The sequence below is a fragment of the Salmonirosea aquatica genome, assembly GCF_009296315.1.
GTDB classification, from domain to species: Bacteria; Bacteroidota; Bacteroidia; order Cytophagales; family Spirosomataceae; genus Salmonirosea; species Salmonirosea aquatica.
The window spans coordinates 2,517,617-2,533,076 of record NZ_WHLY01000002.1 but is presented as its reverse complement, the minus strand read 5'-3'; the positions used below and the strand labels follow the sequence as shown (position 1 = coordinate 2,533,076).

The following is a 15,460-nucleotide window of genomic DNA, read 5'->3' as shown; positions in this document are numbered from 1 at the left end:
ACCTGACGGCTCAAAAATAAGAAAAACAAGATTATTTAAAACTTCAGCGATCCTGGTAGATACTTCGCCACCAAATCCTCGTAGTAGGGACGGAGCTTGGTCCAATCGGGTGGAGTAGGTACCTTGGAGTACAAGTCGTAAGGATTGAATTTCTTCACCCACTCGAACATCGCCTGATCATGGTTGTCGAGCAAATGATCATAGGCATGTTCGCGGTGCTGGGAATAGAACGAATGGTAGCGTAGCATATACTGCCCTTCTTCAGGCATCCCGTGCTTGGTCATCTGGTACACGTACTCGTCATGTCCCCACGACATGTGGACATTGCGCAGGCCGCAGTTGGGTTCGTACACGCCGTATTTGGTATTGTAGCGTTGATCGTAGGTATCGGGGTTAGCGGCGAAGTACTCAGGGTACACGATCTTATCGGAATGTGCGCAACCTACCGGGAAGGTATCGCCCACCACGGCCCACTGCGGCTCGCCAAATAGGCAAAGTACCTTGCCCATGTCGTGCATCAGTCCCACCAGCACAAACCAGTCGGGGTGGCCGTCGGCGCGGATAGCCTCTGAGGTCTGCAACAGGTGTTTCCATTGATCCAGATCCGTATCGGGGTCAGAATCGTCCACCAGCGTGTTCAGAAAGTCGAACGCTTCCCAGATGGGCATTTCTTTTTTGTCAAATTTCAGGTATTGGCGCTCCTTTTCCAGCACGAAGTCGTAGGTCTGGTAGGTATGGTTGAGCCGGTAAAACTCCCGCACCGTGTCGCGCCCCGGCTCGTCGTAGTTGCGGTACTCTTCCTTGGCTTTTTCAAAAGGTTCGGGGTAGCGGGTCAGGACGTCGTCTTCCCATACGTCGAGACTAGGCAGCGGATTGTTGGTGTCAGTTGTCATAGGTAATCGAGTTTTTTCTGAATCAGAACGTAAAAATACAACTTATCAACAAGTTATGGCGAGAGTTTCAGAGAATTTTACCGCTTTTCTAAACGCTCTATACGTTCTGGAACGGTACTTTTTGTGCATAGAAATCCAAAGAAATGGTTTTCTCGATCCGGTCAGTGAACTGGCGTGCGGCATGAAACCATTGCTATACAAAAAGTTTTTGCTTACCTTTTCATAATTTTCGACTTTTGTGAAAAAGCCACGGGTACCCTATGTAGGTACCCACAACCACACGACGTATGCGTATTCTTTCCTATATTCGGACAAATGTGTTTGGCATGGCAGTCCTGCTGGGGCTGTTTATCCTGTCTGCGAGGCCGAATTGCTACGCACAGACCGATTACTTCATCCAGGATTTCACCTATCCAGTGGGTTATACTTCAACCACTCCGAACAATACGCAATTTAACGTCTTGGTGGCCAACAATAACTCCAGTATTGTATTCAGCGGAGGTAAAATGATTATTACGCGGGTAACTACTCCAGCGCAGGCATTTTTTGCCAGAAATACCAATTTTTCTCCTGTTCCATCCACATTATATCTCGAAGTGGACATCAATGTTCCTCTTGTTACTTCGCCGATCAATGGTGCGGCCATATTCAATATAGGCCAAAACCTTGCAACGAATGGAACCGCCAATCCCAACGCCGATTTATTCGCGCGGTTTTCCATCAACCTGGGCGCAAACAATACATTTCAAATACGCAATGTGTCGGGCGGCGGGTCTACCATTGACAGCCCCACTTTTCCTAGTTCCCAAACAGTCAAAGTGATTGTGGCCATGAACAATGGTAGTAAAAGCACTACTTATTTTGATCCCCGCAATGCCCGTGCCCCTCAAATCGTGCTACAACCCGGTACTTATGATATATGGGTAAACAATGTTCCTCTGGTGCTTGGCCGGGGCAAGGTAGCAGGCCCGGCGGGTAACGTTACACTGACCAATTTTAACTTTCTATTCAATTCGGGTGGAGGGAGCATTGTCATGGACAACCTGCGTATCCGGGATATTTCGGGTGTTTTGCCCGTCAACCTCACCTACTTCACCGCCCAACCCATTGGCCAGCAGGTAGAACTGGGGTGGGAAACCGCCTGGGAAAAGAACAGCCGCGAATTTGTCGTACAGCGCAGCAGCGATTTGCAGGAATTTGGCGACCTAGGCAGCATAGCGGCGGCGGGCGAAACAGACGGCCGTCGGCAGTATTCCTTTACCGATATGGCTCCTTTGCCCGGAGTCAATTATTACCGCCTCCGCATGGTGGATAAAGACGGCACCTACGAGTATTCCAAAGTAAGGGACGTGATCGTACACTCCGACCAGCCTACCCTATGGGTAACCCCCAACCCTACCACCGGGGAACGGATCCGCTTCCGGGCTTCTTCGGTGGATATTTCGGCGCTGAAACTAACCACCATCTCGGGGCAGAACATCAATTTTCGGATCAACCAAGGCAGTGATGGGTATACTGAGCTGATTCCTCATTCCGTTCTTTCGCCGGGCATGTACTTTCTTATCCTGAATCAGGATGGTTTCCGAAGCCATACGAAAGTGCTAGTACAGTAAATAGCGTGTATTTTAGTTAAATCAAATCCATCGGGTACTTGACCGGGCGCATCATCCTGTTTACATTTGCGGCTATTGATCTAATCCAGAAACTGCCTATTCCTAAATTCTTTACCACAATTATTTTTTTAGAGTACCTAAAAATCGGCGGGTAAATTGGTGATGAATTTAGTGTTGAAGCGAGGAATGTGGGCCTTTGGTATGGCCATTGTGAGTGTTGTGTGGGTAGCTTGTGACCGAACGCAGCATAGTAAGGTGACCAAAGCCAACGACTGGTACACCGAGTGTGTAGGTACCCCCCTGAGCGCGGAAGAAGAAACCAAAATCAGGCAGCAAATCAACGCTGAACAAAAGGTAGCCGAGATTGAAGAGATTTTTCGCAAAAAACGTCTGGCTGGCTTTAATGGCAACGTGCTGATCGCCCAGAAAGGCGTAGTGCTGTATGAGAAATCATTTGGCTACGCCCATCTCAAAGAAAAAGATTCCCTCCGGGTCGACCATGCCTTTCAGTTGGCATCGCTCTCCAAGCCCTTCACGGCCGTAGCGGTACTCAAGCTCTACGAGGCCAACAAGCTCAGTCTGGAAGATACCGTCCAGCGCTTTTTCCCCGATTTTCCCTACCATAACATTACTATTCAGGAATTGCTTTGCCATCGAAGTGGGCTCCCCAACTACACCTATGCCTTTATGGATAGCGTGCGTCATGGACATAAGTACCCCTCTAATGCGGCGGTAATGCACTGGTTTGCAGCCGTGAAGCCTACACCCAGGCCGTACAACCGTCCGGACCGCTCGTTCAGTTATAGCAATACCAATTATATGGTGCTGGCGGCTATTGTCGAAAAGGTGACCGGGGCGGCATTTGGAGACTATCTTCAAAAACATATTATCGAGCCTCTGGGCATGAAGCATACGTTTCTGATCACGCAGGCGGCCGATTCTACACAGCTCTACCGCACAGCCGGGTACCAGTACGGGCGCTTGGTGCCCAAAGACTACTACGACGAGGTAGTGGGCGACAAGGGGCTCTATTCCACAACGCGGGATTTGTATCGATTTTATAAAGGATTATCGGCCGACTGCCTGTTGAGCAAAAAGACGATGCGGGAGGCTTTCTCTCCTCGAAGTTTCGAGCGTCCTGGCCTCAAAAACTACGGCTATGGCTTCCGACTGCACCTTAATGACCAGGAAAAAGCCGAGCACATTTACCACGGCGGCTGGTGGAAAGGCTACAACACCATGCTGTGGATGAACCCAGCGGATGACTATGTCATCATCATCCTGGGTAACTCCTACAACCGTTCTGTGTACCAGATTAAGGAACTGCTGGACATTCTGCACGGGCAGGTACAAGCGGACGATATAGAGAAAGACCTGTGAGTTAGGTTTGAAATCGGGGTTGAATTGAGGATATTTGCCGAGCCAAATACTGTATCCTAGTTCATGCCCTCTGCCGCATTGCCCTTTTCCATCTTGTTTTTGCTGGCTTTACCGCTTCTGGCATGTACCGGAATCGGGCTGGCGGGAAAACGATTCAACGGTCCGGCAGGCTGGGGAGCTGCTACATTCACCCTGGTCGGGCTCCTGTTCAGCGCCTTCTATTTTTCTCCCGACGAGATTTACGCATTTCGATTCGATTGGATCACCTTGGGTGATATCCCTTTTCAACTTACGTTTCGTCTCGACAAGCTGGGTTGGCTGATGCTCTTGCTAGTGCATTTTGTGGCCTTTTTGGTGCAGCTGTACTCCATCGCCTATATGCACCACGATGCTGCGCGCTTCCGGTACTTTGCATTTATTCAGTTGTTCATATTCTCCATGCTGGGAATCGTGCTGTCCGGCAGCCTGCTGCTGATGTACATTTTTTGGGAACTTGTGGGCCTGTCGTCGTATCTGCTTATTGGATTCTGGCATCACAAACCCCTGGCAGCCTGGGCCGCCAAGAAAGCGTTTATTCTCAATCGCATCGGCGATGCCGCCTTTCTGACGGGTATTCTGCTGCTGATGTATCAGGCAGGCACCAGCGACTTTGTGGCCCTGCCTACTTCTCTGGATACTATTCCGCCTAACTACCTTACCATAATCGGACTTTGCCTGTTCGGAGGATGCGTAGGCAAATCGGCCCAATTCCCACTGTCGGACTGGCTGCCGGACGCCATGCAAGGCCCCACGCCCGTATCGGCCCTGATTCACGCGGCCACGATGGTAGCAGCGGGGATTTTTCTATTGGCCCGAATCGCCTTTATGCTCACCCCGACGGCCCAACTGGTGATAGCGCTGGTAGGTACCTTCACCATGCTGCATGGTGCCTGGAAGGCCATGCACGTGTGGGATATCAAGCGCGTGTTGGCCTACTCTACCATTTCGCAACTGGGCCTGATGGTACTGGCGGTAGGGGTAGGTAGCTGGCAGGTAGCCATGTTTCATCTACTTACGCACGCTTTTTTTAAAGCCGGGCTTTTTCTGTCGGCGGGTTCGGTAATCCACGCCCTCACTTCCTCCGATCCCTACTCACCGTTTGATCCGCAAAATATGCGAAATATGGGCGGCCTGCGGACTCTCATGCCACGTACGTTCGTCTGCTATGTCGTGTGCGCTGCGGCTTTGGCGGGAATTCCCCTATTTTCGGGTTTTTTATCCAAGGACGCCATTTTTGTGGTGGCTTTCGCGCGGGCTGCCGAAGCGGGTGGTCTATGGTACCTCTTCCCGCTTTTAGCCGTGCTGGCCGCCGGGCTCACTGCTTACTACATGGTGCGGCAGATCTGGCTGATCTTTATGGGTGAGAAACGCTATACCGCCGAAGTGAACGTACAACCGCACGAATCCCCCGCTCTGATGTGGGTTCCGATGGGATTGCTGGCGGCAGGGTCGCTGTTTTTCTGGTTTTCGCCTAATCCGCTGGATGCTTTTTCGGGCTGGTTTTTGGGCGGATTGCAGTACCAACCGGAGGTACATGCGAGCTGGGTACCTCTGCTGTCGGTCATTGCCACGGGAGTCGCGCTGGGACTGGTATACCGGCAGGTCAGACGGGTGGAAGGTTTTTTTGAAAAAACGATTTTTGAAAAATACTCTGACCGCCATCCCGTATGGCAGCAAACCTACGGGCGTTTCAGGACGCTGGCCGCCCACGATGAAACCACCCAACACCGTACTTTTTTCCTGATAGCCTTTCAGAAAATAGCCATCTTCTGCGCGCAGCTTGACCGCGAAGTGCTGGATGCCGTGGTAAATGGCCTGGGGCGCCTGACGGTCGTGCTGGCGCACCTGATTGCCTGGACGGATCGGCATATTACCGACGGCGGTGTAAAAGTGGTGGTCGGGGCGACCCGGGGAGCCGGGCAAGTGGTGCGATTGTTCCAGAATGGTAAAATACAGTCCTACTTTTTGCTGACCTTCGTCAGCATGCTCTTGCTGCTGCTTTGGGTCATGCTGCTTTGATGAGTTATCTTTCCAAATTTTATAAAAAGCCAATGGCTATCAGCCAATGGCCATTAGCTGCATAAAACGAATGAGTGACCATTTACTCACCCTTCTGATTTTTATTCCGTTCCTGGGGGCAGTCCTCACACTTGCGTGGCCCGCCGAGCGCAGCCTGCGCGTAATTGCAGTGGCCGTGTGTGCTGTGGAGGTGGGGCTGGCTATGCTGCTCTATGCGGGTTTCGACACACTATCGTCCGGTTACCAATTCCGTGAAGCCGTGGACTGGATTACCCTACCTCTGGGTTCGCTGGGTACCGTGTCCATCGATTATGCTCTGGCCGTGGATGGCATTAGTCTTCCGCTGGTGCTGCTGGCTACGGTTGTCATGCTGGTGGGAGCAGTCAGTTCCTGGCACATCGAATCGCGCCGGAAAGCCTATTTTTCGCTATATCTCCTACTAAGTGGTACGGTAATCGGCTGCTTTCTGGCGCAGGATTTTTTCCTGTTCTACCTGTTCTTTGAGTTCATGTTGCTACCCATGTACTTCCTCATTGGCTTGTGGGGCGGTCCCCGGCGTGAGTATGCAGCCATCAAATTTTTCATCTATACCTTTTTGGGCTCTCTGTTGATTCTGATCGTCATGATCGCCCTATACCTTTCGGCCATTGATCCTGTCGAAACGGCGCGGGCGGTCGGCCTACTGGCTTTGGGGGATGAAAGTAACGCGGGTATTGTCGCACAGATCCAACAAGCCCTGGCGCAGGGGCTGATTGCCCCGGAACAGCTGGTACACACGTTTCGCTTTGAGTACCTGGCCGACGCGGCCAACTACCTGCCCAATGCCTGGCTGAATCCTGATTCCGGAATCTTTTTGGGCGACACGCCCGTCCGAATCTGGGCCTTTTGGCTGTTATTTGCCGGGTTCGCCGTCAAGCTACCCGTGGTACCTGTCCACACCTGGCTCCCCGATGCTCACGTGGAAGCGCCCACGGCCATATCCGTAGTTCTGGCGGGGATTCTGCTGAAAGTGGGCGGGTACGGTTTCATTCGGATCGTAGATGGTTTTTTTCCTCAGGAAGCCTTATTTAATTCCGTGCCGCTGGGGCTTCTGGCCATGGTTTCTATTGTGTACGGGGGTTTTAATGCCTTGGCACAGAGCGATCTGAAAAAGATGATTGCCTATTCGTCGGTATCGCACATGGGTTTTGTGTTGCTGGGCATTGCGGCGTTCACGGCAGAAGGCTTTAACGGGGCTATCTACCAGATGGTAAGCCACGGGGTACTTTCGGCTATGTTGTTTTTGCTGGCAGGAGTCTTGTCCGACCGCACGCACGACCGGCAGATCGAACACTATCGGGGGCTGATCGCTCCTATGCCACGCTATACGGTATTGACGGGTATCGCTTTTTTTGCTTCACTGGGCTTGCCGGGTTTTTCCGGCTTTGTGGGTGAACTATTTACATTGATGGGTGCCTTTCGGGCGGGCCAGATGCCGGTCTGGATTCCGGCCTTCTCTACGCTGGGTATCGTGCTGGCGGCGGCGTATTTCCTCTGGACGTTGCAACGCATGTTCTTCGGAGGTTTCTGGTATCGCAATGCGGCGGAGGTTGTATCTCTGAATGACCTGACGACCCGTGAAATCGGGCTGTTAGTAGTTCTGGCTGTACTTACAATGCTGCTGGGTATACTTCCTGACTTGCTGTTTTCTATCAGTAGTCCCACTGTGCAAGCCTGGTTCGGTACCATGGCCTGATTTACTAAGGGGGCAGAGAGTGCAATTTAGTTTTATATAGTACTATTCTACTATTTTAAAATAAGTTTCTTAGTTCCGGCGGGATTTCTTTTTCCTATTGCTAATCGTTGTTTATATTAGTCTTTCTGAAAAATAAAAGGAGCCCTGAAATAATTTTCCCTGTGGATTCTTTTCAGGAAAAGATTAGCTCTGTCCGACGATGAAAGTGATCCGCTTGTTCTTCCTAGTTCTTCTGTTCCAACAGGCCGTGTTCTCCTCGTTTGCTTCAAATAGTACTATTCCATTTTTAAAGGCCTGTTCTTCCGAGGTACCCTCACACTACTCTACGAATAAATCATCCCTTTTTGAAACGAATACACTCAGCCTGAGGGGCCAGCAGTGGGTGGATAGGGAACTGCCCGATGGGTTGGCTGATACTGAAGACAATATCCCGTCGGAGGCGGGATTGCAAATAGCGGTGAAGTATGACTGGATCGTTCAGGGGAGAGGTATTCTGTGCCCACTATCGCAACAGTGGTACAATTTTTTCAGGCAATTAACTATACCTCCTCCAAAGCTCGCTTGATTTCTCTGTTTTAATGAGGCTTATGCACCGATTGGAAACAATCAGGGCCCTATTCTTTTGTGTCAAATGAGTAAGTTGTCAAAAGATACAATATATTTTTTTTCTTCACTCGTTCCAGAACGACCGCCTTCGAATACAACCAAAATAGCAGTAAGAAACTACTATAAATTATTTTAAAATACTAAAAATCAACTACTTATATGGAATCACTGTCTCGTTATACAGCGCTGCTGCTGGGTGTACTAATGATGGGTTGTACAGCCAACAGCAAAGAAAACGCCACCAAAGATTTTTCCAAGTCCACCATTCAGGAACTGCCTGTAATCGACTTGACCGCCCAGACCACAGATCTGCACCGTGAATACGTGGGCGACATTAATGCCCTACAGAATGTGGAAATTTACGCTCGGGTGAAAGGGTACCTGGAAGAAATTTATGTGGATGAAGGTCAGAAAGTCAAAAAGGGCCAAACCCTGTTCAGAATCAACGACGAGGAGTACGAAGCGGAGCGTGCCCGCGCTAAGGCCAATCTGCAGAGCGCCATTGCCGAAGCCAAAGCCGCCGAGTTGGAAGTGAGTCGCCTCAAAATGCTGGTCGATAAGAAAATCATTTCCAAGATCGAGTGGGAGGTAGCGGAGGCACGCCTGTTGGCGGCTCAGGCCAAAATTGAAGAAGCACGCTCGGCGCAGACCAATGCAGCCATTCACCTGGCCCGTACCCGCATCAAAGCCCCCTTCGATGGTATCATCAACCGTATTCCCTATAAAGCGGGTAGCCTCATCGATGAAGGTACCCTGCTGACGTCCGTTTCGGATACCCGGAAGGTGTACGTGTACTTCAATGTATCGGAGAATGAATACCTGGAATATATCAAAGCGCAACGCGAAAATGCGGGTGGGCAAAGCGGTGTGGTGGAGCTTGAGCTGGCAGACGGCTCGCCTTTTCCGGCCAAGGGCCAAATTCAGACGATGGAAGGTGAGTTTGATGAAGGTACCGGTTCCATTGCTTTTCGGGCCCAGTTTCCCAATGCCGGCGACCTGTTGAAACACGGCTCGTCGGGTACCATCCGGCTCACCAATACGGTCGATGATGCCATTCTGATTCCCCAGAAAGCCGTGTTTGAGATTCAGGACAAAAGCTACGTATACGTAGTGGACAGCACTGATCATGTGAAGATGACCAGCTTTGTGCCTAAGTCACGCTTTTCCAACTACTACCTGGTGCGATCGGGTATCGAGGCAGGTGATCGCATTGTGTACGAAGGTATCCAGTCGCTTAAGGATGGTGTCAAGATCAAACCGAAACCTACTACGCTGGATTAGATGACTTTCCAGTTCAGACGCTTGAAAGACCAAAGTCCGGCAACCCGTGTCCTTTACAAACCCAATCTTTGCTAAATGTTTGACATCTTTATCAAGAGACCTGTCCTCTCACTAGTCATCTCGCTGGTCATTACGATCCTGGGGGGGCTGGCCTTAACGGGTCTTCCTATCACGCAGTTTCCCGAAATCGTTCCTCCTTCGGTCACAGTTACAGCTAATTATACCGGAGCAAACGCCGAAGTATGTACCAAAGCCGTAGCGACTCCGCTCGAGCGGGCCATCAACGGTGTACCGGGCATGAGCTATATGACCTCGGTATCCACCAACAGCGGCATGACACTCATCACGGTGTTTTTTCAGGTAGGTACCGACCCTGACCTTGCAGCGGTGAACGTCCAGAACCGCGTGCAGTCGGTTATCGATGAGCTACCCGAGGAAGTAATCAAGGCTGGGGTCATTACCGAAAAAGAGGTAAATAGTATGCTCATGTACCTCGACATCATGAGCACCGACTCGACGGTCGGCGAGAAGTTTGTCTATAACTTCGCCGACATCAATGTACTGGCGGAGCTGAAGCGCATCGACGGGGTAGGTTTCGCCGAAATCATGGGCCACCGCGACTATTCCATGCGCGTGTGGCTCAAGCCCGACCGCATGGTCAGCTACAAGGTATCCACCGACGAAATAATCGACGCCATCCGCGCCCAAAACGTGGAAGCTGCTCCCGGAAAATCGGGGGTAGGTTCGGGTAAAGTATCGCCTCCCCTACAGTACGTGTTGCGCTACACCGGAAAAATGTTCGAGCCGCAGCAGTACGAGAACATCGTGATCCGTGCCGAGGCCGACGGCTCCATGCTGAAATTGAAGGATGTCGCCTACATTGAGTTCGGCTCGCTGGATTACGACATGGCTTCTAAGTCCGATGGCCGCCCTTCGGCCTCCATCATGCTTAAGCAGCGTCCGGGCTCCAACGCCCGCGAAGTGATCGCCAATGTCAAAAAGCGCGTGGCCGAATTGAAAGAAACATCCTTTCCCCCCGGCATGACCTACACGGTTTCGTACGACGTATCCCGTTTTCTGGATGCATCCATCCACGAGGTGGTACGCACGCTGTTCGAGGCATTCATTCTGGTATTTTTGATCGTGTACCTGTTTTTGCAGGACTTCCGTTCCACGCTCATCCCGGCACTGGCCGTGCCCGTGGCCCTGATCGGTACCTTTGCGTTTATGCAGCTGCTGGGTTTCTCGATCAATCTGCTTACCTTATTTGCCCTGGTACTGGCCATCGGAATCGTGGTAGACAATGCCATTGTCGTCGTAGAGGCCGTTCACGCCAAGATGGCCGAGAAACATATGTCGGCTCGGGAAGCCACCTTCGCGGCCATGAAGGAGATCAGCGGGGCCATCATAGCCATTACGCTGGTGATGTCAGCAGTGTTCATTCCAGTAGCTTTCATGTCGGGTCCAGTAGGGGTTTTTTACCGGCAGTTCTCCCTAACGCTGGCCATCTCCATTGTTATTTCGGGGATCAATGCCCTTACACTCACCCCTGCTCTATGCGCTTTGCTACTTAAAAACACCCACCATGAGCAGAAGCAAAAACTGAATCCGCTGGATCGCTTTTTCGGAGCTTTCAACCGGGGCTACGAAGCGGTGGCCAGTCGCTACAAAGGGTTGGTCGGGGTAATCGCCAGCCGACGTCTGGTCACGGTACTGATTCTGGTGGTTTTTTGCGTCGGTACCTGGGGTATCAACACCGTACTTCCCTCGGGCTTTATCCCCACAGAAGATCAGGGCGTCCTGTATGTCAATGTGACCACGCCAGTGGGGGCTACCGTAGAACGAACCGAAACCGTACTAGACGCTATCCAGGAAGCCGCCGAGAGTATCGAAGAGGTCGAGTCGGTTTCGACCCTCTCGGGGTACAGTCTACTCACCGAGTCGGACGGCGCCTCGTACGGCATGGGCATGATTAACCTAAAGCCCTGGGATGAGCGCAAGCGGTCGGTGGACGACGTGATTGCGCTTATGAAGGAAAAAACAAAAAGCGTGTATGACGCCAGCATCGAGTACTTTCCCCCACCTACCGTGCCTGGTTTTGGTAATTCCAGTGGTTTTGAGTTACGGCTACTGGACAAGACCGGCAGTGGCAATTTTCAGCAAACGGCCCGCGTCACGAATGAGTTTATCGAAAACCTTCGCGCGACACCGGCCATTGCCAATGCCTTCACGGGTTTTGATGCGAGTTTTCCGCAGTACCTCATCCACATGGACCAAGATATGGCTGCCAAAAAGGGCGTGACCGTCGAAAATGCCATGAGTACCCTGCAAACCTTGATCGGGAGCTACTATGCCTCCAACTTTATCCGCTTCGGGCAGATGTACAAAGTGATGGTACAGGCAGATCCACTTTATCGACTCAATCCGGAGGATATCACCAAAATGTACGTCAAAAATAACCGGGGCGACATGGTACCCTTCGCTACCTTTACCCAGCTTGAGCGGGTATACGGTCCAGAGCAATTGACCCGCTACAATATGTTTACCTCCGCGATGATCAACGGAGAGCCCGCACCGGGCTTCAGCAGTGGCGACGCCATCCGGGCGGTGGAAGAGGTAGCCGCCCAAAAACTGCCCAAAGGCTATACTTACGAATGGTCGGGCATGACGCGCGAAGAAATCCTGTCGGGCGACCAGGCCTTTTACATTTTCCTGGTCTGTTTGGTGTTTGTGTATCTGTTGTTGGCGGCCCAGTACGAAAGTTTCCTGCTGCCTTTGCCCGTGCTGCTTTCACTCCCGACCGGGATTTTCGGGGCTTTTCTGGCCCTCAAACTCATGGGACTGGAAAATAATATCTATGCGCAGGTATCGCTGGTCATGCTCATCGGGCTCTTGGGGAAAAACGCCATTCTGATCGTGGAATACGCCATTCTGCGCCAAAAAGAAGGACTATCGGTACTCCAGGCGGCCATGGAGGGGGCTACCGAGCGTCTTCGGCCCATCCTGATGACCTCTTTTGCTTTCATTGCGGGGTTGATTCCACTCTGTATCGCTTCCGGGGCAGGCGCCCTGGGCAACCGCTCCATCGGTACCTCAGCGGCGGGAGGAATGCTCATTGGTACCTTGTTCGGGGTGATTCTGATTCCGGGTCTCTACGTTCTTTTTGCCAGTATTACCGAGCGGAGAAAGAAAACCGAAGCCACCCAGACCCCCGAGCCCGTCGAAGCGAGTTTAATGGATTAATTGAAAGCAAGCAATGGACCTACCTTTAAAATATTTAAATAGATTCCTCGCGGGATTATTGCTAAGCGCGCTTTACGGCTGCAAGGTAATGACTCCTCTTCCTCCCAAAGTGTCTTTGCAGGCACCGCGTACCTTTCTGGAACGAGTTGACAGCACCAGCATCGGTACCCTGCCGATCCGGGAATTTTTTACCGATCCCAACCTGGCGGCTTTGATCGATACGGCCCTTCTGCGGAATCCGGATATTGCCATGGCCATCCAGCGGATCGAAATCGCGCGCGCCAGTGTATTGGAGCGTGAAGGTACCCTGCTACCCAGCGTGAGCGCGGAAGCTTCGGGTGGCGTTCGGCGCTTCGGCAAGTATACCTCCGACGGGGTAGGAAATTATGATACCAATTTCTCGGATAACATCGAGCCTGACCAAAAGATGTCAAACCCACTTCCCGATTATTTTCTGGGAGTCCGGAGTTCGTGGGAGGTAGATATCTGGGGCAAATTACGTACCCGGCGCAAGGGGGCGTACCTGCGGTTCCTGGCAACTGAAAAAGCACAACAACTGGTGGTGACCAATCTGGTCGCCGAGGTGGCCCGCCTATACTACCAACTGCTCACGCTGGACAATCAGTTGGAAATAATCAGGAGCAACGAAGATCTGCAGAACAAGGCCGTCGAAACCATCGAGATTCAGAAAGACGCGGGCCGGGCCAATGAGTTGGCCGTGCGGCAGTTCGCCGCGCAGCTTCTGAATACTCAGGCGCTGGACATTCAGATTCAACAGCAAATCCTGGAAGTCGAAAATCGCATAAACCTGCTGCTGGGGCGCTTCAGCCAACCCATTACGCGGGGCAATCCAATTCTGCGTCAGACTTTCCCTGATCAGATAGGGGTAGGGGTACCCGCCCAGATGCTCCGGCGACGGCCCGACGTGCAACAGGCCGAACTAGAGCTGAAGGCCTACGAGGCAGATTTGCAAGCGGCCCGACTGGATTTCCTACCATCGCTCAATATCACCCCCTACCTGGGGCTGCATGCTTTCCGCGGCTCAGTGCTGTTTTCGCCGGCCTCACTGGCGTTTGGGTTGCTGGGGGGCGTAACGGCTCCCATCCTGAACCGCAAAACCCTGAAAGCCGGTCAGAGGCGATCGCAGGCTCAGGCTACCGAAGCCCTCTTCGCTTACAACAAGGCGGTCATTAACGCCTTCCAGGAAGCAGCGCTCAGTATGCGGACCATGGATAACCTGAAAAAAATAGTAGACCTTAAAGAGCAGGAAACCACTACTTTGCAGCAAGGGGTATCCATTTCCAACGATCTGTTTCTGGCGGGCTATGCTAACTATCTTGAGGTAATCACCGCCCAGCGTTCGGTACTGGCCGCCGAATTAGACCAGACCACCATTCAGCAACAGCGGTTCATTACGCTGGTGAACCTGTACCGGGCCTTGGGTGGCGGTTGGGAATGAGGGAGCAGGGCTGTAACTGATAACTTGAAAAAGGTACCTGATGGAGCAGGAGGGCCGTTTATCCCGCCCCTTCGGGAAAGGTCGGCTATTCTTCGTAAATTACCCGTGCAAGAGTTTGCCAAAGTGAGGGCTACGGAAACCAGTATTTGACCGAAAAGCCTCCCTTCCTATCTATCCAATTAACCCTTCAAACGTATGTTTTTCATAGTCATCGGTCTGCTGCTAGTAGTGGCGGGCTTTGCCATCAATACCCCTTCCCTTCCCGTTTCCCGGTATTCACGCCCCGTCAAAATCATCGGCATTGTCATTGCCTTGGTGGGCGCACTTACCGCCAGCATCCGGCAAATCGACGCGGGTACTGTCGGCGTGCAATCGCTCTTTGGAAAGGTGAGTTCCAATGTACTTGAAACCGGCCTGAACTTCGTTAACCCCTTGGTTGAGGTTGTTGTATTCGACACCAAAACCCAAAATTACACCATGTCGGCTACTACCGCCGAAGGCGATCAGTCGGGTGACGACGCCATCCGTGTGCTGTCGGCTGATGGGCTTGAAGTGGTGATCGATCTTACGGTACTTTATAAAATTCTACCTACCTCTGCGCCCAACATTTACAAAGAGATTGGGCGTGACTACAAGGACAAGATTGTGCGCCCCCTGGCCCGTACCCGTATCCGCGACAACGCCGTGTATTATGATGCGGTTTCGCTTTATTCCAAAAAACGCGATGAGTTCCAGGACCGGATCTACAAAACCATTGATAAGGATTTCAAAGACCGGGGACTGATTCTCGAACAACTCCTGATCCGGAATATTGATCTACCGGAATCGGTCAAGAAAACCATTGAGTCTAAAATCAACGCCGAACAGGATGCCCAAAAGATGGAATTTGTGTTGCAGAAAGAAAAACAGGAGGCCGAGCGGAAGCGCGTAGAGGCCAAGGGTATCTCGGACTATCAGACCATCATCGCCAGCAGCCTGACCGACCGGCAGCTACAATACGAGATGATCAACGCCCAGAAAGAACTGGCCAAGTCGCCCAACTCCAAGATCGTTATCATGGGTGGCTCCAAGGGGGGGTACCCCTCATCCTGAACGAAAAGTAACACTATGCTGTGGTACGGACTTCCAGTCCGTCAAGGTACCCCCGTTATTTTCAACTGAAATTCCACCCGCAACCACAAAAAAAGAGTTA

General features: G+C 51.8%; 9 protein-coding genes. 8 read left to right on the top strand and 1 reads right to left on the bottom strand.

Annotated elements, in window-relative coordinates:
• Positions 1–35: 35 nt before the first annotated feature.
• Positions 36–893 (bottom strand): inositol oxygenase family protein, encoded by an 858-nt coding sequence (locus tag GBK04_RS11615; RefSeq protein WP_152759832.1) that lies wholly within the window; start codon positions 891–893, stop codon positions 36–38.
• Positions 894–1,180: 287 nt separating this feature from the next.
• Between GBK04_RS11615 and GBK04_RS11610 the strand changes: the two genes are divergently transcribed.
• The 8 genes from GBK04_RS11610 (at position 1,181) to GBK04_RS11575 (ending at position 15,360) form a co-directional block, all read left to right on the top strand.
• Complete coding sequence (locus GBK04_RS11610) at positions 1,181–2,506, top strand: T9SS type A sorting domain-containing protein (protein ID WP_152759830.1); 1,326 nt, start codon at positions 1,181–1,183, stop codon at positions 2,504–2,506.
• Between the two features lie 162 nt (positions 2,507–2,668).
• Positions 2,669–3,886, top strand: a complete 1,218-nt coding sequence (locus tag GBK04_RS11605; RefSeq protein WP_152759828.1) for a serine hydrolase domain-containing protein — start codon at positions 2,669–2,671, stop codon at positions 3,884–3,886.
• Positions 3,887–3,949: 63 nt separating this feature from the next.
• Positions 3,950–5,944 carry an NADH-quinone oxidoreductase subunit 5 family protein gene (locus tag GBK04_RS11600; protein ID WP_152759826.1) on the top strand — a complete coding sequence of 665 codons (1,995 nt, stop codon included), beginning with the start codon at positions 3,950–3,952 and terminating at the stop codon, positions 5,942–5,944.
• A 70-nt stretch (positions 5,945–6,014) separates the two neighbouring features.
• The gene (locus GBK04_RS11595) at positions 6,015–7,679 is read left to right on the top strand and encodes a complex I subunit 4 family protein (RefSeq protein ID WP_152759824.1); all 1,665 of its coding nucleotides are present in this window, start codon (positions 6,015–6,017) and stop codon (positions 7,677–7,679) included.
• Between the two features lie 765 nt (positions 7,680–8,444).
• Positions 8,445–9,566 (top strand): efflux RND transporter periplasmic adaptor subunit, encoded by a 1,122-nt coding sequence (locus GBK04_RS11590; RefSeq protein WP_152759822.1) that lies wholly within the window; start codon positions 8,445–8,447, stop codon positions 9,564–9,566.
• A 75-nt stretch (positions 9,567–9,641) separates the two neighbouring features.
• Entirely contained in the window at positions 9,642–12,809 is a 3,168-nt protein-coding gene (locus GBK04_RS11585; RefSeq protein WP_152759820.1) for an efflux RND transporter permease subunit, read from the top strand.
• A gap of 88 nt (positions 12,810–12,897) precedes the next feature.
• Complete coding sequence (locus GBK04_RS11580; protein ID WP_373330907.1) at positions 12,898–14,268, top strand: efflux transporter outer membrane subunit; 1,371 nt, start codon at positions 12,898–12,900, stop codon at positions 14,266–14,268.
• Between the two features lie 195 nt (positions 14,269–14,463).
• Positions 14,464–15,360: a prohibitin family protein gene (locus GBK04_RS11575; RefSeq protein ID WP_373330906.1), complete on the top strand. Its 897-nt coding sequence runs from the start codon at positions 14,464–14,466 to the stop codon at positions 15,358–15,360.
• Positions 15,361–15,460 lie beyond the last annotated feature (100 nt).